The organism is Streptomyces sp. CRCS-T-1 (assembly GCF_024442335.1).
In the GTDB taxonomy this organism is placed as follows: Bacteria; Actinomycetota; Actinomycetes; order Streptomycetales; family Streptomycetaceae; genus Streptomyces; species Streptomyces koelreuteriae.
The window spans coordinates 6653781-6673653 of record NZ_CP101651.1; the positions used below are offsets into that span (position 1 = coordinate 6653781).

General features: G+C 70.6%; 20 protein-coding genes. 9 read left to right on the forward strand and 11 right to left on the reverse strand.

Annotation, left to right across the window (positions count from 1 at the left end):
* Window positions 1–15 precede the first annotated feature (15 nt).
* Together NNW99_RS30135 and NNW99_RS30140 are read right to left on the reverse strand one after the other, a co-directional pair.
* Entirely contained in the window at window positions 16–249 is a 234-nt protein-coding gene (locus NNW99_RS30135) for a hypothetical protein (protein WP_215122319.1), read from the reverse strand.
* A 107-nt stretch (window positions 250–356) separates the two neighbouring features.
* Window positions 357–1346 (reverse strand): DEDDh family exonuclease, encoded by a 990-nt coding sequence (locus NNW99_RS30140; RefSeq protein ID WP_215122320.1) that lies wholly within the window; start codon window positions 1344–1346, stop codon window positions 357–359.
* 290 nt (window positions 1347–1636) lie between these two features.
* Between NNW99_RS30140 and NNW99_RS30145 the strand changes: the two genes are divergently transcribed.
* Together NNW99_RS30145 and NNW99_RS30150 are read left to right on the forward strand one after the other, a co-directional pair.
* Window positions 1637–2683 carry a sterol desaturase family protein gene (locus NNW99_RS30145; RefSeq protein ID WP_215122321.1) on the forward strand — a complete coding sequence of 349 codons (1047 nt, stop codon included), beginning with the start codon at window positions 1637–1639 and terminating at the stop codon, window positions 2681–2683.
* Entirely contained in the window at window positions 2680–3360 is a 681-nt protein-coding gene (locus NNW99_RS30150; RefSeq protein ID WP_215122322.1) for a lysoplasmalogenase, read from the forward strand. The genes NNW99_RS30145 and NNW99_RS30150 overlap by 4 nt, the downstream gene beginning before the upstream one ends.
* A gap of 3 nt (window positions 3361–3363) precedes the next feature.
* Here NNW99_RS30150 and NNW99_RS30155 read toward each other — a convergent pair whose 3' ends face one another.
* The 3 genes from NNW99_RS30155 to NNW99_RS30165 all read right to left on the reverse strand — a co-directional run bounded on the left by NNW99_RS30155 (window position 3364) and on the right by NNW99_RS30165 (window position 7752).
* Entirely contained in the window at window positions 3364–4389 is a 1026-nt protein-coding gene (locus NNW99_RS30155) for a CopD family protein (protein ID WP_215122323.1), read from the reverse strand.
* Between the two features lie 243 nt (window positions 4390–4632).
* Complete coding sequence (locus NNW99_RS30160) at window positions 4633–6153, reverse strand: S8 family serine peptidase (protein WP_215122324.1); 1521 nt, start codon at window positions 6151–6153, stop codon at window positions 4633–4635.
* Window positions 6154–6222: 69 nt separating this feature from the next.
* Window positions 6223–7752, reverse strand: a complete 1530-nt coding sequence (locus tag NNW99_RS30165) for a S8 family serine peptidase (protein ID WP_215122325.1) — start codon at window positions 7750–7752, stop codon at window positions 6223–6225.
* A gap of 255 nt (window positions 7753–8007) precedes the next feature.
* On the opposite strand from NNW99_RS30165, the gene NNW99_RS30170 reads away from it, so the two are divergent.
* From NNW99_RS30170 to moaA, 3 genes are all read left to right on the forward strand, one after another.
* A complete protein-coding gene (locus NNW99_RS30170; RefSeq protein ID WP_215122326.1) occupies window positions 8008–8364 on the forward strand; it encodes a DUF485 domain-containing protein in 357 nt (118 codons plus the stop codon).
* A complete protein-coding gene (locus NNW99_RS30175) occupies window positions 8361–9986 on the forward strand; it encodes a cation acetate symporter (RefSeq protein ID WP_215122327.1) in 1626 nt (541 codons plus the stop codon). The genes NNW99_RS30170 and NNW99_RS30175 overlap by 4 nt, the downstream gene beginning before the upstream one ends.
* A 171-nt stretch (window positions 9987–10157) precedes the next feature.
* Window positions 10158–11147 (forward strand): GTP 3',8-cyclase MoaA, encoded by a 990-nt coding sequence (moaA, locus tag NNW99_RS30180; RefSeq protein WP_215122328.1) that lies wholly within the window; start codon window positions 10158–10160, stop codon window positions 11145–11147.
* 69 nt (window positions 11148–11216) lie between these two features.
* Here moaA and NNW99_RS30185 read toward each other — a convergent pair whose 3' ends face one another.
* On the reverse strand, window positions 11217–11423 hold the full coding sequence (locus tag NNW99_RS30185; protein WP_189730241.1) for a hypothetical protein: 207 nt from the start codon (window positions 11421–11423) through the stop codon (window positions 11217–11219).
* A gap of 216 nt (window positions 11424–11639) precedes the next feature.
* Window positions 11640–12035 carry a DUF3099 domain-containing protein gene (locus NNW99_RS30190; protein ID WP_215122329.1) on the reverse strand — a complete coding sequence of 132 codons (396 nt, stop codon included), beginning with the start codon at window positions 12033–12035 and terminating at the stop codon, window positions 11640–11642.
* A 244-nt stretch (window positions 12036–12279) separates the two neighbouring features.
* Between NNW99_RS30190 and NNW99_RS30195 the strand changes: the two genes are divergently transcribed.
* Window positions 12280–12555 carry a GlsB/YeaQ/YmgE family stress response membrane protein gene (locus NNW99_RS30195; RefSeq protein WP_215122330.1) on the forward strand — a complete coding sequence of 92 codons (276 nt, stop codon included), beginning with the start codon at window positions 12280–12282 and terminating at the stop codon, window positions 12553–12555.
* A 63-nt stretch (window positions 12556–12618) separates the two neighbouring features.
* Here NNW99_RS30195 and tyrS read toward each other — a convergent pair whose 3' ends face one another.
* From tyrS to NNW99_RS30210, 3 genes are all read right to left on the reverse strand, one after another.
* Entirely contained in the window at window positions 12619–13887 is a 1269-nt protein-coding gene (gene tyrS, locus NNW99_RS30200; RefSeq protein ID WP_215122331.1) for a tyrosine--tRNA ligase, read from the reverse strand.
* Between the two features lie 72 nt (window positions 13888–13959).
* Complete coding sequence (locus NNW99_RS30205; RefSeq protein ID WP_215122332.1) at window positions 13960–15354, reverse strand: metallopeptidase TldD-related protein; 1395 nt, start codon at window positions 15352–15354, stop codon at window positions 13960–13962.
* Complete coding sequence (locus tag NNW99_RS30210) at window positions 15351–16874, reverse strand: TldD/PmbA family protein (RefSeq protein ID WP_215122333.1); 1524 nt, start codon at window positions 16872–16874, stop codon at window positions 15351–15353. The genes NNW99_RS30205 and NNW99_RS30210 overlap by 4 nt, the downstream gene beginning before the upstream one ends.
* A gap of 274 nt (window positions 16875–17148) precedes the next feature.
* Between NNW99_RS30210 and fabG the strand changes: the two genes are divergently transcribed.
* From fabG to NNW99_RS30225, 3 genes are all read left to right on the forward strand, one after another.
* Window positions 17149–17853, forward strand: a complete 705-nt coding sequence (gene fabG / locus NNW99_RS30215) for a 3-oxoacyl-[acyl-carrier-protein] reductase (protein ID WP_215122334.1) — start codon at window positions 17149–17151, stop codon at window positions 17851–17853.
* Between the two features lie 5 nt (window positions 17854–17858).
* Entirely contained in the window at window positions 17859–18626 is a 768-nt protein-coding gene (gene fabI, locus NNW99_RS30220) for an enoyl-ACP reductase FabI (protein WP_215122335.1), read from the forward strand.
* A 161-nt stretch (window positions 18627–18787) separates the two neighbouring features.
* Complete coding sequence (locus NNW99_RS30225) at window positions 18788–19144, forward strand: hypothetical protein (RefSeq protein WP_215122336.1); 357 nt, start codon at window positions 18788–18790, stop codon at window positions 19142–19144.
* Here the strand turns inward: NNW99_RS30225 and NNW99_RS30230 are convergent.
* Window positions 19122–19814: a FadR/GntR family transcriptional regulator gene (locus tag NNW99_RS30230; RefSeq protein ID WP_215122337.1), complete on the reverse strand. Its 693-nt coding sequence runs from the start codon at window positions 19812–19814 to the stop codon at window positions 19122–19124. The two genes, NNW99_RS30225 and NNW99_RS30230, sit on opposite strands and share 23 nt — an antisense overlap.
* Between the last annotated feature and the right edge of the window lie 59 nt (window positions 19815–19873).

Here is a 19873-nt window from a genome sequence, read left to right on the forward strand (position 1 = left end):
CAGCCGGGTACGGTTTCACACCTTGTCGACAATTCCCGCCTTTCCCTCCGCGCGTGCGCAGTGCGCCCCGCAGTACCACTGGCCCTCGACCTCCACGCCCTGGCCGATGATCTGCACCCGGCAGTGCTCGCAGATGGGTGCCATGCGGTGGATCGCGCAGGAGAAGCAGTCGAAGACGTGCACCGCGCCCTGCGCGTGCACCTCGAAGGTCATTCCGTACTGATTGCCACATACCTCACAGGTCGCCATGCGCCACAGGGTGAGCCGTCACCCCGGCCCGGGCGAGCGGGCGCCGGGCGAGTCGCCGCCCAATCACCCGTCCGTACGGTCGCCCCCCGGCGCCGCCGCGCCCCCGGTCACCCCTGCGACGCCGGCTCCACATCCGCGAGAAGCTGCCCGAACGCCGCCTCGTCCACGACCGGCGTGCCGAACTGCCGCGCCTTGACCACCTTGGACGTGCCCGAGTCCGGGTCGTTCGTGACGAGCAGGCTGGTGAGCCGGGACAGGCTGGTGGCCACATGCAGCCCGGCCTCGGTCGCGCGGTCCTCCAGCAGGTCGCGCTCCACCGAGGTGTCACCCGAGAAAGCGACCCGCATGCCCTGCTTGAGCCGCCCGCCCACCTCGTAGCGCCCCGGGTTGGGGTAGGGGCAGGCGGGCCGCTTCCGGGCCGGACGCCAACTGGTCGGCCGGTAGCCGCCGTAGCCCGCCTGCTGTCCGATGCGGGGCGCGGGACCGTCCGACCACTCGGTCAGCGGCCGGCACTCCAGCAGCGGCAGCCGTACGCCGTTCGCCGCCGCGGCCCTCAGGCTGGGCCGGAACGCCTCGGCCAGCACGCGCGCGTCGTCCAGCGCGTGGTGCGCCCGCTGCTGGACGACGCCGAAGTGCGCGGCGAGGGACTCCAGCTTGTGGTTGGGCAGCGGGAGCCCGAGTTCCTTGGACAGGGCGATGGTGCACAGTCGCTGCCGTACCGGAGCCTCGCGCTGCGCCCGCGCGTACTCCCGGGCGATCATCTGCCAGTCGAAGACGGCGTTGTGCGCGACGAGCACCCGTCCCTCGAGCCGGGTCGTGAACTCCTCGGCGATGTCCTGGAAGAGGGGCGCGCCCTCGAGTGCCTCGCTCGTCAGTCCGTGGATCCACACGGGGCCGGGGTCGCGCTCCGGGTTGACCGTCGAGTACCAGTGGTCCTCGACCTCGCCGCGCGCGTCGAGCCGGTAGACGGCCGCGGAGATGATGCGATCGTCCCGGGCCAGACCTGTGGTCTCCACGTCAACAACCGCGTACCCCTGGGGATACGCGGCCGGCCATGACGTGGGAGAGGGCACTGCGGTCGTCAGGTCATCGAGCATGGTCCCTGAGGATACGGGCCACGACTGACACCGCGGCCCGCCAGGTGCGTTCACCCGGCTCTTCCGATACTCCCTCAGGCAGGTTGTCCGGTCTGTCCGTTCGCGAGGCGTACGTCTGACCGATGCTCAGTCACTCTGCCGGGCGTCCGGGTGGTCACCGTCACCCCCGTCGTCCGTTTGTCGACCCCTCCCGATTGGTGGAGATCACCAAGAAGCAAGCGCGTACCGTCGAGAATACTTGTGGGTAACAACGTCTAGTCGGGGCCGGACGGCGGTCCTACGGTGCTTGCATGCCGAACCTGCCCGATGTCGTGCTGTGGTCGATCCCCGCCTTTGTGCTGCTCACCGTGGTCGAGATGGTGAGCTACCGTCTCCATCCCGACGAGGACGCGGAGGGCTACGAGGCGAAGGACGCCGCCACGAGCGTCGGCATGGGCCTCGGCAGTCTGGTCTTCGACTTCCTCTGGAAGATCCCGATCCTCGCCATTTATACGGCCATCTACGAACTCACGCCCCTGCACGTGCCCGTTCTGTGGTGGACCGTCCCGCTGATGCTGCTCGGGCAGGACTTCTTCTACTACTGGTCCCACCGCGGCCACCACGTCATCCGCGTCCTGTGGGCCTGCCATGTCGTCCACCACTCCAGCCGGAAGTTCAACTTCACCACCGCGCTGCGCCAGCCCTGGACGTCCCTGACCGTGTGGCCGTTCTACGTCCCCCTCATAGCCGCCGGCGTGCACCCCGCCGCCCTCGCGTTCTGCTCCTCCGCGAACCTCGTCTACCAGTTCTGGATCCACACCGAGCGGATCGACAAGATGCCCCGCTGGTTCGAGTTCGTCTTCAACACCCCCTCGCACCACCGCGTCCACCACGCCTCCCAGGGCGGCTACCTCGACCGCAACTTCGGCGGCATCCTCATCGTCTGGGACCGCCTGTTCGGATCGTTCGCCCCCGAGACCGAACGGCCGAGGTACGGACTGACCAAGAACATCGACACGTACAACCTGGTGAAGGTGGCGACGCACGAATACGTGTCCATCGCGAGGGACTTGAAGGCGGCGCGGAGCTGGCGCGAGCGCGCGGGACGCGTGTTCATGGGCCCGGGCTGGGGCCCGGCACCCGCACCCCTGGCTACGGCCACGGCCACGGCCACGGCCACGGCTACGGCCACGGCTACGGCCACGGCTACGGCCACGGCCACGGCCAAGGCGTCGGGTACGGCCCCGGCCCGGCCCACGGAATCCGCCCCGGCCCGGCCGTCAGACTCAGCCACGCCTCCGCCGACGGACCCCACCACGGCTGCGACCACCCCCGCCGGCGAGAGCACGTCGGCGTGACCCCCGCCCGCCTCCTCCTCGCCGCGTTCGGCCTCGCCGCCGCCGTCGACCTCGTCTCCCTCGCGGTCGGCTTCGACGCCGGGCACACCGTGGCCAAGCCCCTGCTGATGCCGCTGCTGGCCCTGTGGGCCGCTCTGCGCCAGGCGCCCCGGCTGCTGCTGGCCGCCCTGCTGTTCGGCTGGGGCGGTGACGTCCTGCTGCTGTCCGACGCCGAGCCGGCCTTCCTCGCCGGCATGGGCTCCTTCGCCGCCGGCCATGTCTGCTATCTCGTCCTCTTCAGGACGTACGGCAGCCGGAACGCGGTCCCCCGCGCGCGTGCGGGCCTGATCGCCCTCGGCTACGGCATCGCCCTCGTCACGACCGTCGCGCTGCTGTGGCCGGACCTGCCCGCGGACCTGCGCGTGCCCGTCGCCGGGTACAGCCTGCTGCTCACGGCCATGGCGTACCGCTCCGGCACCCGGCTCGGCCTCTTCGCCGGCCTCGGCGGCGCGCTGTTCCTGCTCTCCGACACCCTCATCGCGACCGGCGTCGCCGAATGGCCGCAGCTGCCCAGGCCGGACTTCTGGATCATGCTCACGTACATCGCCGCGCAGGCCCTGCTGGCCGGCGGCACGCTGGGGGCGCTCAACGCGCGCAGGGCACCGGCCGCGACGTACGGCGAGATGCGGGCCGTCTGAGGCTCACCAGCGGATGGGCACCGGAAGGGCCGTCAGCACCCCGGACACCGCGATCACCAGGCCGAGGGCGACGACCTCCGCCCGCGCGGGCGCACAGGCGGACAGCGGATCGGCCGCCCGGCGCAGTCGGCTCCGGGCCCACAGGGCGAGGGCGGCGACGGCGGCCACGAGCAGCACCTTGGCGAGCAGCGCGCGCCCGTACGCCGTGGCCGTGAGCTGCTCCAGGATCGTCCCCGGCGGCATCCGGCGCAGCGAACTCCACACCCCCGTCGCGGTGATGGCGGCGAGCAGTACGGCCGCCACGCGCGCGTAGAGGCCCAGCAGGGCCGCGCCCGCCCCGGTGCCGTACCGGCCGTGCCACAGGCGCAGGGTCCGCAGCGCGTGCAGCAGACCGCCCACCCACAAGGCCGCGCAGATCAGGTGGACGAGCGTCAGCCCGGAGCCGGTCAGCGGGCTCTGCTCGGTCGGGGGGTGCGCGCGCAGCGCCTCCGCGACGACCACGGCGGCCAGTGGCCACACCTGCGTGGCCGGCCGGCGCGACACGGCGCACAGCCCCGCCACCAGGAACGCGTTGACCTCGAGCAGGGCGAGCTTGCCGTCCCGGGACGCGTGGAGCCCGCCGACGTCCATGTCCGCCAGGCCGCCCGGGACGAGATTGCCCGTCGCCACGACCGAGGCGAGCCCCAAGGCGGCGACGAACCCGACGCCGGCGGCGCAGGGCGACCAACTGCGGGGCGCGTCCAAGGGCTGGCCGACGGCCCCCTCCGCACCCGGCACGGACCGCGCCAGCCGGTTCACGAACAGCTCGCCGACCGGCACACACAGCGCCGCGAACAGCACCGTGCGCAGCAGGGCGATGCCACCGGCCCCGGGCGCCGCGGCCTCCCCGGTGCCGTGCAGCGCGGTGGACGGGCCGAGCAGCGGGATCAGCCCGCCCAGGGCCACCAGGACCAGGACGACAACGGCCCGGCCCGCACCGACGCGCCCGCCGCTGTCGGCCACTCCTGGCGTGGGTCTTGTCAAGGTCACCCCAAGATCTTCACCAACCTTCACATGATCGGGCAAGTCCAGGGGAGCGAACTCAGGTCGGCCTTGGACGCGGCCGACCACCCCAGCCGCAGTCGATGTCACTCACATGGCGTAGTCGGGCCGACGCAGGCCTTCGCAGGTCCTACGACCGGCGAACACCCACACCGCGCTTCCCGCGAGCCGCGGACACACGACGGGCCGGGCAGGTGTCCCCGCCCGGCCCGTCGTGCCTTCACATGAGCTCTACTTGGTCACCGCGTCCAGCGCGTCCGCGATGCCCCAGCCGTAGAAGCCGTTGCGGTTCTTGGAGCCCTCGCACACCGCGTCGACCTTGCCGTCGGCGTCGATGTCGTAGGGGTCCGTGCACGGCGTGGCGTCGGCCTCCGCGTAGAGCAGGGCCTTCACCAGGGCCGGGGAGGCGTACGGGTGCGTCGACTTGATGAGGGCGGCGACGCCCGCGACGTGCGGGGACGCCATCGACGTACCGGCCATGTAGCCCCACTTGCCGCCCGGCAGCGTGCCCAGGATCAGCCCGCTCGTGGCCGGCGCCTCCGGCTTCTGGTAGGCGGTCGAGTCGCCGCCCGGGGCCGCGATGTCGGCGACGCCCAGCCCGTAGTTGGAGAAGGACGACTTGATGCCCTTCGCGCCCGTCGAGGCGACCGTGACGACACCCGGCAGCTGGGTCGGGATGTCGAGGCACTCCGAGGGGTCGACGGTCCGGTCGCCCGGCGTGGTGTCGTTCGGGGACGACGGGTCGGTGATCTCGTCGGCCGACAGGTCGTAGTTCTCGTTGCCCGCCGCCGCGACGTTGACCGCGCCCTTCTTCTCCGCGTACCGCGAGGCCCGGCCGACCGCGTCCAGCAGCGCCTTCTGGTCCGGGTCGTCGCCGCAGTTGAAGTACCAGGGGTCGGTGTAATAGCTGTTGTTCGTGACGTCGACCCCGTGCTCGGCCGCCCACACGAAGCCGCACACCACGGCCTCCGTGTAGAAGAAGCCGTCCGGGTTGGACACCTTGATGCCGGAGACCTTCACCCCGGGCGCGACACCGGTCATGCCGACACCGTTCTTGGCGGCGGCGATCTCACCGGCGACGTGGGTGCCGTGCGGGCTCTCCGCGGCGCTCGGCCGCCAGGCCCCGTCCGCGGTGTCCGGCTTGCCCGACACACAGTTGACCGACGCCTTGCGGTCGAAGTTGGGCGCGATGTCGGGGTGCGTGTCGTCGACCCCGGTGTCGATCACCGCGACCGTGACCTTCTTGCTGCCCAGCGACTTCTCGTGCGCCTTGTCCGCCTTGATGGCCGGCAGGTCCCACTGCTGGGGCTGGAGCGGGTCCTGCCCGGCGGGGGCCTCGGCCTTCGCGACCTCGGCCGCGCTCAGCGCCTTCGGCGTGCCGAGGTCACCCGTCGTCGCCGCGGGCAGCGGCTTGGTCCGGGTGGCCCCGGCCGACTGCACGCCCCGCACCTTGCGGACGGTCTTGGCGAAGTCGGGGTTCGAGGAGTGGACGACGATGACGCCTATCTGGTCGTACGACGTCACGATCGTGCCCCCGGCCTTGCCGACGGCCTTCTTCACATACGCCGAAGTGCCGTGCCCCGGCTTGACGTTGACCACGTAGCTGAGCGGCGTCGCGTCGGCCGAGACCGCCGGAGCGGCGTCCACGGCGGCCGTCGCCGTGGAGTTCGGCAGGAACGCGAGGGCCGTGGCCATCGCCATCCCGGCCGGGATCGCGACGGCGCGGCGGTAGCGCGCGTGCGGCGCTGTCATGGTGTCTCCAGTAGGTTCGCGGTACGAGCGGTACGAGCTGACGGTGCGTGAAGTCTCAGGATGCACAGGTCACTTGACCGCGCGCAGCGCGTTGACGATGCCGTGTCCGTAGAAGCCGTTGACCCGCTTGCCGCCCTCGCACGTGGCGTCCTGGGTGCCGTTGCCGTCCTGGTCGTAGGACTCGGGGCAGGCGGTCCGGTCGGCCTGCGCCTTCAGCAGCCCCTGGAGCTGGGCCGGAGACGCCTTGGGGTGCTCGGACTTCAGCAGCGCGGCGACGCCGGAGGCGTGCGGAGCGGCCATCGAGGTGCCCTGGAGGAAGCCCCAGGTGCCGCCCGGCATGGTGGACAGGATGCGGCCGTTCTTCGAGGGCGTGTCGGGTATCTGGTAGCGCCCGTCACCGCCCGGCGCCGCGACGTCCACGACGCCCTTGCCGTACGTCGAGTAGTACGACTTGAGATGGTTGACGCCCGTCGCGCTCACCGTGACGACACCCGGCAGCTGGGTCGGGACGTCGAAGCACTCGTGCGGGTCGATCGTGCGCTCCACCGGGGTGGAGTCGTCCGGGCTGGAGTCGTCGAGGATCGCGTCCGAGTCCAGGTCGTGGTTGGAGTTGCCCGCCGAGGCGACGTGCAGCGTGCCCTTCTTCTGGGCGTACAGCTGCGCCCGGTTGACCGCGTCGACGATGGCCCGCTGGTCCGGGTCGTCCATGCAGTTGTACAGCCACGGGTCGACGTAGTAGCTGTTGTTCGTGATCTCGACGCCGTGGTCGGCGGCGAACACGAAGGCGCACACGACGCTCTCCGGGTAGAAGAGGCCGTTCGCCCGGTCGGTCACGTTGATGCTGGAGACCTTCACCCCGGGGGCGACGCCCGCCACGCCTGTGCCGTTGCGGGCGGCGGCTATCTCACCGGCGACATGCGTGCCGTGGTAGTCCTCGGGCGTGTACGGCCGCCAGGCGCCCTCGCTGGTGTCGGGCTTGCCACCGGCGCAGTTGGCGGACTGCGACGCGGAGAAGTTCGGGGCGATGTCGGGGTGGGTGTCGTCGACGCCGGTGTCGATCACGGCGACGGTCACCTTGCGGCTGCCCGGGTTGATCTTCGCGGCCTTGTCGGCGCCTATCGCCCGCAGATCCCACTGGTCGGCCTCGAGGGGCTCGCTGTCGGGCGCCTTCGCCGAGGCGGCCTCGACCCGCGCGGCCTGGGCGTCGGTCAGATACTGCGCCGCGCCCTCCTCCTTCGTCCCCGCGGCGGTCAGCGGCGTCGTCCTGGTCGCACCCGCCGACTGGACGCCGCGCACCTTGCGTATGGACGTGGCGAAGTCGGCGTTCGAGGAGTGGACGACGATCACGCCGATCCGCTCGTACGTGGTGACGACCGAGCCGCCGGCCTTCCCGATCGCCTTCTTCACCGACGAGATGGTGCGACGGTCCACCTTGGTGTTGACGACGTACGCCAGCTGGGGCGCGTCCGCCGAGGGCGCGGACGACTCCACGCGCGGGGCGGCCGACGCGGCGGCGGGCAGAAAGCCCAACGAGGCCGTCAGCGACAGCACGACGGGCACGGCGAGGGCGAGCCGGCGTCTGGAACGCAGCTGGGACATGGGGTCTCCACATCATCCGGAAACGAAACCGGCCCGAGGCACAGGTGGTGCTCGGGCAGGTACATGACGGGTGGTTCAGGGCGAAGCTATCCCGCGCTCTCGCTGGCCAGCAACGGTTTGCCGAAACGACTTCGGAAAGAACGCCGGGCAGTTGAACCGGTTCTCGCGTGCCGCCGTGACGTTGAGCAGGGAGCGCGAGGACACTCGCCTCCGCCCCCCGTTCGAACCGCTTCCGTCGTCACGAGGAGACTCTCCGTGTCCACCGATGCACCGCCCCCCTCGAAAGAGCAACACAAACTCCCCTCACCCGAGGAGTTCGCCGAGGTGCAGGAGAGCGCGGAGTTCGGTGAACTGCGCCGCTCCTACCGCTCCTTCGCCTTCCCGCTGACCGTCGCCTTCATCGCCTGGTACCTGCTGTACGTGCTGCTGTCGAACTACGCGGGCGGCCTCATGGGCACCAAGCTGTTCGGCAACATCAACGTCGCCTTCGTCCTCGGCATCGCCCAGTTCATCACCACGTTCCTCATCGCCTGGTGGTACTCGCGGCACGCCGCCGCGAAGCTCGACCCCAAGGCCGAGGCCATCAAGACCCGGATGGAGGGCGGCGCATGAGCTCCGTACAGCACACCCTGCTCGCCGCGAACGAGGCCAGCGAGCACCGGCCGCTGATCATCACCCTGTTCGCGCTGTTCGTCCTGGCCACGCTCGGCATCACCGTCTGGGCAGGCCGCCAGACCAAGGACGCCGCCGACTTCTACGCGGGCGGCCGCCAGTTCAGCGCCTTCCAGAACGGACTCGCGGTCTCCGGCGACTACATGTCGGCCGCGTCCTTCCTCGGCATCGCGGGCGCGATCGCCCTCTTCGGCTACGACGGCTTCCTGTACTCCATCGGCTTCCTGGTCGCCTGGCTGGTCGCCCTCCTCCTGGTGGCGGAGCCGCTGCGCAACTCCGGCCGCTACACCATGGGCGACGTGCTCGCGTACCGCATGCGCCAGCGCCCGGTCCGCACCGCCGCCGGTACGTCCACGATCGTCGTGTCGATCTTCTACCTGCTGGCCCAGATGGCCGGCGCGGGCGTCCTCGTCTCGCTGCTGCTCGGCATCACCTCCGACGCGGGCAAGATCCTCATCGTCGCCCTCGTCGGCCTGCTGATGGTCGTGTACGTCTCCATCGGCGGTATGAAGGGCACCACCTGGGTCCAGATGGTCAAGGCCGTGCTGCTCATCGGCGGCACGCTCCTCATCACCTTCCTGGTGCTGCTGAAGTTCAACTTCAACATCTCCGACCTGCTCGGCACGGCCGCCGAGAACAGCGGCAAGGGCGCCGCCTTCCTGGAGCCCGGCCTCCAGTACGGCATGACCGGCACCTCCAAGCTGGACTTCGTCTCCCTGGGCATCGCCCTGGTGCTCGGCACGGCCGGTCTGCCGCACATCCTGATCCGCTTCTACACGGTGCCCGACGCCAAGGCGGCCCGTAAGTCCGTGAACTGGGCGATCGGCATCATCGGCGGCTTCTACCTGATGACCATCGCCCTCGGCTTCGGCGCCGCCGCGCTGATCTCCCAGGACGAGATCATCGCCTCCAACCCGTCAGGCAACACGGCGGCACCCCTGCTCGCCCTGCACCTCGGCGGTGTCGACTCCACCTGGGGCGCGATCCTGCTCGCCACGATCTCGGCGGTCGCCTTCGCGACGATCCTCGCCGTCGTCGCCGGCCTCACCCTCGCCTCGTCGTCGTCCTTCGCGCACGACATCTACGCCAACGTCATCCGCAAGGGGAAGGCGTCCGGCGCCGAGGAGGTCCGCGCGGCCCGCTGGGCGACCGTCCTCATCGGCGTCGTCTCCATCGGCCTCGGCGCCCTCGCCCGCGACCTGAACGTGGCCGGTCTGGTCGCCCTCGCCTTCGCGGTCGCGGCCTCCGCCAACCTGCCGACGATCCTCTACAGCCTCTTCTGGAAGCGCTTCACCACCCAGGGCGCCCTGTGGTCGATCTACGGCGGTCTGATCGTCGCCGTCGGCCTGGTGCTGTTCTCGCCCGTCGTCTCCGGCGACCCCAAGGCGATGTTCCCCGAGGTGGACTTCGCCTGGTTCCCGCTGAAGAACCCGGGCATCATCTCCATCCCCTTCGGCTTCCTCATGGGCTGGCTCGGCACCGTCCTGTCCAAGGAGGAGCCGGACGCCAAGAAGTACGCCGAGCTGGAGGTCAGGTCTCTGACCGGCACCGGCGCCCACTGAGCACCAACCCCCTCACGCGGCCGTGTCGTAGGAACCTCCAGGTCCCTGCGGCGCGGCCGCGCTGTGCGTCGTGGGATCGGGCCTGTGGAGTTGTCGGTGGGGTCACGTAGGCTCGCAGGTGTCGGAGAGGAAGTGCTCCGGGCACGATCCGCGTCGAGGGAGGGGGCCCACGTGCTCATCGACACCTACGGCCGAGTGGCCACCGACCTGAGGGTCTCGCTGACCGACCGGTGCAATCTGCGCTGCACCTACTGCATGCCCGAGGAAGGCCTGCAGTGGCTGGCCAAGCCGGACCTGCTCACGGACGACGAGATCGTCCGCCTGATCGACATCGCGGTCACCTCCCTCGGTATCGAGGAGGTCCGCTTCACCGGCGGCGAGCCCCTGCTGCGCCCCGGCCTGGTCGGCATCGTCGAGCGCGTCGCGGCCCTCGACCGGCGCCCCCAGATGTCCCTCACGACCAACGGCATCGGCCTCAAGCGCACGGCGGCCGCCCTCAAGGAGGCGGGCCTGGACCGGGTCAACGTCTCCCTCGACACACTGCGCCCGGACGTCTTCAAGACCCTCACCCGCCGCAACCGCCACCAGGACGTCATCGAGGGCCTGCACGCCGCCCGCGACGCCGGCCTGACCCCGGTCAAGGTCAACTCAGTCCTGATGCCGGGTCTCAACGGCGACGAGGCCCCGGACCTCCTCGCCTGGGCCGTGGAGCACGACTACGAGCTGCGCTTCATCGAGCAGATGCCCCTGGACGCCCAGCACGGCTGGAAGCGCGACGGCATGATCACGGCAGGCGACATCCTGACCTCCCTGCGCACCCGCTTCGAGCTGACCGCCGAGGGCGAGGAGAAGCGCGGCTCGGCCCCGGCGGAGCGCTGGCTGGTGAACGGCGGGCCGCATGTCGTCGGCGTCATCGCCTCCGTCACCCGCCCCTTCTGCGCGGCCTGCGACCGCACCCGCCTCACCGCCGACGGACAGATACGCACCTGCCTCTTCGCCCAAGAGGAAACCGACCTCCGAGCCGCCCTCCGCTCCGACGCCCCCGACGAGGAGATCGCCCGCATCTGGCGCCTGGCGATGTGGGGCAAGAAGGCGGGAGCGGGCTTGGACGACCCGACCTTCGTACAGCCGGACCGGCCCATGTCCGCTATCGGGGGATAGAGGAGCGCCCCAAGGGGGCGCGGGGAACTGCGCGAACAACCCCCACCGGGCCGCAGACGAAGCCGGAACTCAGCCGTCCCACTCCTCGAAAAGCACCACGTCTTTCAAAAACCCCCGCACCCCGAGGAACTGCGACAAATGCTCGCGATGCTCCTCACACGCCAGCCACGTCTTGCGCCGCTCCGGCGTATGAATCTTCGGGTTGTTCCACGCAAGCACCCACACCGCGTCGACGCGGCAACCCTTCGCGGAACAGATCGGCGTCTCGTCACTCACAGCTTTGTCTCACCACTGCACACAGAAAAGGCGACGCCGAGCAGCCACGGGGGGAGCTGCCCGGCGTCGGTCCGTCGCTCCGACGGGGGATGCGGAGCGCGTACGAAGTATGTCACGGGTAACCCCGAGCCCGGCACCTGAACAACATGATTGATCTGAGCTTTTCTTGAGCTTGGCGGGAAGATGACTTCCGTTTGTGCCCGCCCCCGCGCGTCCCTATCGCTCGTGCGAATCGGTCTTCGCACCCGGCGCGGCCCCGGACGCGGCATCTTCCGCCGCGGATTCCGCGGAGCCGTCCCGCGCCTCCGACGGCGCGATCATCGGACGCGTCGGCGCCGCCACGAACGTCGACGGCAGAGACGGCGCGTTCTCGCGCCCGGCGTTCGCGATCACCACCGCGATGTACGGCAGCACCAGCCCGAGCACCAACGCCACGATGGCGACGTGCCGTTCGACGTTCCACAACGTGGCCGCGAGGATCACGGAGATCGTGCGGACCGTCATCGAGATCACGTACCGGCGCTGCCGCCCGCGTACGTCCTCCTGAAGTCCGGTCCGGGCGCCGGTGATCCGGAAAACCTGGACGTTGCCGTCGCCATGCTGCTTCCGCATCGCATTCCACCATCCGCCCGTATCGGACTCTCCCCGCCCCGTGGCCGTCCCGGGCCGGCCGGGGAACCTGACCAGGACAGCTCCCACGGTACGCCGCGGCTGCGCCCGCCACGAGACCGGGGCCCGTCCGGCCGAGGTGGACGGCGTGCGCTGTGGCGCGTACGGCCATCCCCGGCATGCGGCGTAGGGCACCTGGGCCGACACTGGCCGTAGAGCTCACGTCGAGCCGTACGAGGAGGCACCGATGGGCTGGTTGTGGGCGATCATCGTGGGACTGGTACTCGGCCTGCTCGCCAAGGCGATCATTCCGGGCAAGCAGCATCTGCCTCTGTGGCTGACCGTCATCCTGGGCATCATCGGAGGCATCGCCGGCAACGCCATCGCCCGGGCGGCCGGCGTCGACGCCACCTCGGGCATCGACTGGTGGCGGCATGTCTTCCAGCTGGCGATGGCGATCATCCTCGTCGGCCTCGGCGACAAGGCCTGGACGGCCGCACGGGGAGACAGACAGCGGGCGTGACGGCGGGGCGCACGGCGAAGGGGGCCGCCTCCGCACCGGAGACGGCCCCCTTCGCAGGCGTGCTCAGCCGCCCGTGACCTCGACGGCCGCCAGGTTCTTCTTGCCCCGGCGCAGCACCAGCCAGCGGCCGTGCAGCAGGTCCTCCTTGGCGGGGACCTCGTCCTCGGCGGCGACCTTGACGTTGTTCACGTAGGCACCGCCCTCCTTGACCGTGCGGCGCGCGGCCGACTTGCTGGCCACCAGGCCGACCTCGGCGAACAGGTCGACGACCGGGCCGAGCTCGGAGACCTGGATGTGCGGCACCTCCGACAGGGCCGCGGCCAGCGTCCTGTCGTCCAGCTCCGCCAGCTCGCCCTGCCCGAAGAGGGCCTTGGACGCGGCGATCACGGCGGCCGTCTGGTCCGCGCCGTGCACCAGCGTCGTCAGCTCCTCGGCCAGGGCGCGCTGCGCGGCACGGGCCTGCGGACGCTCTTCGGTCTGCTGCTCCAGCTCCTCCAGCTCCGCACGGGAGCGGAAGGACAGGATGCGCATGTACTTGGAGATGTCCCGGTCGTCCACGTTCAGCCAGAACTGGTAGAACGCGTACGGCGTCGTCATCTCCGGGTCGAGCCAGACGGCGCCGCCCTCGGTCTTGCCGAACTTGGTGCCGTCCGCCTTGGTCATCAGCGGCGTCGCCAGGGCGTGCACCGCGGCGTCCGGCTCCAGGCGGTGGATCAGGTCCAGGCCCGCCGTGAGGTTGCCCCACTGGTCGCTGCCGCCCTGCTGGAGCGTGCAGCCGTACCTGCGGTAGAGCTGGAGGAAGTCCATGCCCTGGAGGAGCTGGTAGCTGAACTCCGTGTAGCTGATGCCCTCGGAGGACTCCAGACGCCGGGCCACGGAGTCCTTCGTCAGCATCTTGTTGACGCGGAAGTGCTTGCCGATGTCCCGCAGGAACTCGATCGCGGAGAGGTTCTCCGTCCAGTCGAGGTTGTTGACCATGACGGCCGCGTTCTCGCCCTCGAAGGTCAGGAACGGCTCGATCTGGGAACGCAGCTTGCCGACCCAGCCGGTCACCGTCTCCGGGTCGTTCAGCGTGCGCTCCGCCGTCGGACGCGGGTCGCCGATCAGGCCCGTGGCACCGCCGACCAGCGCCAGCGGCCGGTGACCGGCCTGCTGGAGCCGCCGCACGGTGAGCACCTGCACCAGGTGCCCCACGTGCAACGACGGCGCCGTCGGGTCGAAGCCGCAATAGAACGTGACGGGACCGTCCGCGAGCGCCTTGCGCAAAGCGTCCTCGTCAGTGGACAGGGCGAAAAGCCCGCGCCACTTCAGCTCGTCGACGATGTCCGTCACGGTTCTCGTATCTCCTTGAGCGGGCCCGCGTGGAGCGGGCCCCATCGATTGGTCTCGTAATCAGGTACGAGGTTATACGCCCTGACTGACAGAGCTCATATTGAAGTCGGGCACCCGCAGGGCAGGCATCGCGGCCCTGGTGAACCAGTCGCTCCATTCCCTCGGCAGCGTCTTCTCCGTCCGCCCGGCCTCCGTCACCCGGCCCAGCAGACCGACCGGCGTCTCGTTGAACCGGAAGTTGTTCACCTCGCCGGTCACCTCGCCGTTCTCGACCAGGTACACGCCGTCCCGGGTCAGACCCGTCAGCAGCAGCGACGCCGGGTCGACCTCGCGGATGTACCACAGGCAGGTCAGCAGCAGCCCGCGCTCGGTGTTCGCGACCATCTCGTCCAGGGAGCGGTCCTCGCCCCCGTCCAGGATCACGTTGTCGATGCCCGGCGCCACCGGCAGACCGGTCAGGCCCGCGCTGTGGCGGCTGGTCGTCAGATGCCGCAGCTCGCCCTCGCGCAGCCACTCGGTGGCCGTGAGCGGCAGCCCGTTGTCGAACACCGACTCGTCGCCGCCGGAGGAGTGCGCGATCACGAAGGGCGCCGACTCCAGGCCGGGCTCGTGCGGATCGCTGCGCAGGGTCAGCGGCAGGTCGGTCAGCTTCTCGCCGACCCGCGTGCCCCCGCCCGGCTGGGAGAACACCGTGCGGCCCTCGACCGCGTCCCGGCCCGACGCCGACCACAGCTGGTAGATCAGCAGATCGGCCACGGCCGACGGCGGCAGCAGCGTCTCGTACCGGCCCGCGGGCAGCTCCACACGCCGCTCGGCCCACCCGAGGCGCACCGCCAGCTCCGCGTCCAGGGCCGCCGGGTCGACGTCCTTGAAGTCCCGCGTGGAGCGCCCGGCCCACGCGGACCGGGTCCGGTCCGGGGACTTGGCGTTCAGCTCCAGCGTCCCGTTCGGCTGGTCGTGCCGCAGCCGCAGCCCCGTGGAGGTGCCCAGGTACGTCGACACCAGTTCGTGGTTGGCGAAGCCGTACAGCTCCCGGCCGCCCGCACGCGCGCGTGCGAAGGCCTCGCCGAGCGCCGGGGCGAAGTCGGCGAACACCGCGGAGGAGGTCTCGGCGGGCGCCTCCGTGAACTCCGGGCTCGCGGCCACGCCCGTGACCAGCGGCTGCGCGTCCTCGGCGGGCCCGGCACCGCGCGCGGCGGCCTCCGCGGCCCGCACCAGGGGCTCCAGTTCGTCGGCGGTCACGGCGGACCGTGACACCACACCCGAGGCCGTGCCCTCCTTGCCGTCCACCGTGGCGATGACGGTGAGCGTGCGCCCGCGCGTGACACCGTTCGTGGTCAGGGCGTTGCCCGCCCAGCGCAGATTGGCGGTGGACTGCTCGTCGGCGATGACGACACAGCCGTCCGCCCGGGACAGTGCGAGGGCGCGCTCGACGACCTCGTGCGGCTTGCTGGAACGCGCGCTCATCGACCGGCCTCCTGGGTCGTGTTCAAAATGTTGACGCCCTTGAAGAGGGCCGACGGGCAGCCGTGCGACACAGCCGCGACCTGGCCCGGCTGCGCCTTGCCGCAATTGAAGGCGCCGCCCAGGACATAGGTCCCCGGACCACCGACGGCGGACATGGAACCCCAGAAGTCGGTGGTCGTCGCCTGGTAGGCCACGTCCCGCAGCTGCCCGGCGAGCCGCCCGTTCTCGATCCGGTAGAAGCGCTGCCCGGTGAACTGGAAGTTGTAGCGCTGCATGTCGATCGACCAGGACCGGTCACCGACGACGTAGATCCCCCGCTCCACGCCCCCGATCAGATCCTCGGTCGACATCCCGGCCGGGTCCGGCCGCAACGACACATTGGCCATGCGCTGCACCGGCACATGCCCGGGGGAGTCGGCGTAGGCGCAGCCGTTGGAGCGCTCGGACCCGGTCAGCTTCGCGATCCGCCGGTCGAGCTGGTAGCCGACGAGGGTGCCGTCCTTGACGAGGTCCCAGGACTGGCCCGCGACGCCCTCGTCGTCGTACCCGATGGTGGCGAGGCCGTGCTCGGCGGTGCGGTCGCCGGTGACGTTCATCAGCTCCGAGCCGTAGCGCAACTTGCCCAGCTGGTCGAACGTGGCGAAGGAGGTGCCGGCGTAGGCGGCCTCGTAGCCGAGGGCCCGGTCCAGCTCGGTCGCGTGCCCGATGGACTCGTGAATGGTCAGCCACAGGTTGGACGGGTCGACGACCAGGTCGTACAGACCCGGATCGACACTCGGCGCGCGCATCTTCTCGGCGAGCAGCTCCGGGATCCGCTCCAGCTCGCCCTCCCAGTCCCAGCCGGTACCCCTCAGGTACTCCCAGCCGCGTCCCACGGGCGGCGCGAGGGTGCGCATCGAGTCGAACTCGCCGCTCGACTCGTCCACCGACACGGCGTTGAACACGGGGTGCAGCCGTACCCGCTGCTGCGTGGTCACGGTCCCCGCGGTGTCGGCGTAGAACTTGTTCTCGTGGACGGTGAGCAGCGAGGCGTCGACATGGTCCACCCCGTCGGCCGCCAGCAGCCGCGCGCTCCAGTCCGCGATCAGCCCGGCCTTCTCCTCGTCGGGCACGGTGAACGGATCGATCTCGTACGACGAGACCCAGGTCTTCTCGGAGTGCACCGGCTCGCTCGCCAGCTCCACGCGCTCGTCCGACCCGGCCGCCTTGATCACCTGGGCGGACAGCTTCGCCATGGCGACCGCCTGCCCGGCGACCCTGGCGGCGGCGTCCAGGCTGAGGTCGACGCCGGACGCGAAACCCCATGTCCCGCCGTGCACCACGCGCACCGCGTACCCGAGGTCGGTGGTGTCCGACGACCCGGCGGGCTTGGCGTCCCGGAACCGCCAGGAGGCGCCCCGCACCCGCTCGAACCGGAAGTCCGCGTGCTCGGCGCCGAGCGCACGCGCGCGTGCGAGGGCCGCGTCGGCGAGGGCGCGTAGGGGGAGGGCCGTGAAGGCCTCGTCGATGGTATGAGGCACCGCCGTCTCTTTCTGTCGAGGTGAGCGTGGTCGCCGTACTGCGTGACTGCTCCGATCATGTCGTCCCGCACGCGCGCGGGCCACGAGTTTCCGTACCCCGGGTGCGTGGCTTTCTGTAGGGACCCGACAGTGAGTCCCCTACGCCACTGTCGGTGCCCGATTCTCCGCGGGCGTGCCCGGACCGATAGGTTTTCGAAGAAGCCGCCTGTCATCGCCGTCTGTCGTCCAGGCGCCCGGGCGGGCGTAATCAGACCGCTATCGAAAGGGTGATCCGTTGAGCCGCTCGGTTCTCGTCACCGGAGGCAACCGGGGCATCGGCCTCGCCATCGCCCGCGCTTTCGCCGATGCCGGCGACAAGGTCGCCATCACATACCGCTCGGGTGAGCCGCCGGCGGGCTTCCTGGCCGTCAGGTGCGACATCACCGACCCCGAGCAGGTGGAGCAGGCCTACAAGGAGATCGAGGAGAACCACGGCCCCGTCGAGGTACTCGTCGCCAACGCCGGCATCACCAAGGACCAGCTCCTGATGCGCATGTCCGAGGAGGACTTCACCTCGGTCATCGACACCAACCTCACCGGCACCTTCCGTGTGGTCAAGCGCGCCAACCGCGGCATGCTGCGGGCCAAGAAGGGCCGCGTCGTCCTGATCTCCTCGGTCGTCGGCCTCTACGGCGGCCCGGGCCAGGCCAACTACGCCGCCTCCAAGGCCGCCCTGGTCGGCTTCGCGCGCTCCCTCGCCCGTGAGCTGGGCTCGCGCAACCTCACCTTCAACGTCGTCGCGCCCGGCTTCGTCGACACCGACATGACCAAGGTGCTCACCGACGAGCAGCGTGAGGGCATCGTGAAGCAGGTGCCGCTCGGCCGGTACGCGCGACCCGAGGAGGTCGCCGCGACGGTGCGGTTCCTCGCCTCGGACGACGCCTCGTACATCACTGGAGCCGTCATTCCCGTTGACGGCGGACTGGGAATGGGTCACTGATCACCATGAGCGGAATTCTCGAGGGCAAGCGCGTCCTGATCACCGGTGTGCTGATGGAGTCCTCCATCGCCTTCCACGCCGCCAAGCTGGCCCAGGAGCAGGGCGCCGAGATCATCCTGACCGCCTTCCCGCGGCCCACGCTGACCGAGCGCATCGCCAAGAAGCTCCCGAAGCCCACCAAGGTCATCGAGCTCGACGTCACCAACGACGAGCACCTCGGGCGGCTGGCCGACATCGTCGGCGAGGAGCTGGGCGGCCTCGACGGTGTCGTGCACTCCATCGGCTTCGCCCCGCAGGACGCCCTCGGCGGCAACTTCCTGAACACGCCGTTCGAGTCGGTCTCCACCGCGATGCACGTCTCGGCGTACTCCCTGAAGTCGCTGACCATGGCCTGCCTGCCGCTGATGCAGAACGGCGGCTCGGTCGTCGGTCTGACCTTCGACGCGAAGTTCGCCTGGCCGCAGTACGACTGGATGGGCCCGGCCAAGGCCGCCCTGGAGGCCACCAGCCGCTACGTCGCCCGTGACCTGGGCAAGCAGAACATCCGCTGCAACCTCGTCTCCGCCGGCCCGCTGGCCTCCATGGCCGCCAAGTCCATCCCGGGCTTCGGCGAGCTGGCCGCCGTCTGGGACGACCGTTCGCCGCTGGAGTGGGACCTCAAGGACCCCGAGCCGGCCGGCCGCGGCATCGTCGCGCTGCTGAGCGACTGGTTCCCGAAGACCACGGGCGAGATCATCCACGTGGACGGCGGTCTGCACGCCATCGGCGCCTGATCTCCCGTACGCCGTCGACGCCCCGTTCCCCGCAGCGCGCGGGGAGCGGGGCGTCACCCGTTCGGCCGCTCCGGCCGGGCGGGGGAGGCCTGTGACCGGGCACTCTGGAGTACGCGTTCACCACGCGGTCCCCTCCCCAGCACGGCCGAGGAGGTCCCCTTGTGCGCTTGTCCCGCCGAACGGCCTCACTGTCCGTCGCTGTCGCTCTCGTCCTGACCCTGGCATACGAGGCGGTGCCGCACGCGCGCGTGCCCGCCGACGACGACGAGCGGGAGCGGGCCGCCCCCTTCGGTGCCGCGTGCCGGATCCGCGTCCACGACTCCAGGGTGACCGCGTACTGTCACAACCCCTTTCCGGAGCCCGACCGCGTGAGCCTGCACGTCGAGTGCGCCCGCTGGTGGGACATCGACACGGACAGCTCCCCGGTGGAGGCCGGGCCCGCGCAGACCGTGCGGCTCAAGGGGCGCTGCTGGAAGGAAGTCGACGCCGCCTGGGTCAGCCACCGGAGGACGAGCTGATCCCGCCCAGCCGGCACAGGAACGGATAGCGGGCCGCCTCCGTCCCCGCCCGGTCCGCGTCTCCCACGCGGATCGCGTCGAGCAGCCGCCCGTGGTCCATGTACGTCTCCGGCGTCAGCTCCTCGCCGACGTCCTCGCGCAGCCAGTCCCGCAGCACCTCGCCCAGGTCGGCGTACATGGCGGTCATCACGTCGTTGTGGGAGGCGGAGACCACGGCCAGGTGGAAGGTCGCGTCCGCGGTCACGAACGCCTCCGCGTCACCCGACTCCCAGGCCTCCTCACGCCGCAGCAGCAGCGCGTCGAGCTGCTTGAGGTCCTTCTCGGTCCGCCGCTCGGCGGCCAGCCGGGACGCGGACGACTCCAGCGTGGAGCGCAGCTCGGCGATGTGCCGGGGGTCGGCGCCGGCGAACCGCCGCTGCATCACCCCCGCCAGCTCACTGGTCGCCACGACATAGGTGCCGGAGCCCTGGCGGATGTCCAGCAGGCCGTTGTGCGCGAGCGCGCGGACGGCCTCACGGACCGTGTTGCGGGCGACGCCCAGCTGCTCGACCAGCTCCGGCTCGGTCGGGATACGGGAGCCGACCGGCCACTCGCCCGACGTGATCTGGGCCCGCAGCGCGGCGATGACCTGTTCGGACAGCGCCGAACGACGGGGATGGCTCAGAGGCATGGCTCACCTTCGCACGGCCGGGGCGCCGGACGGCAGCCGAGGAGCGGACGGATTGGACA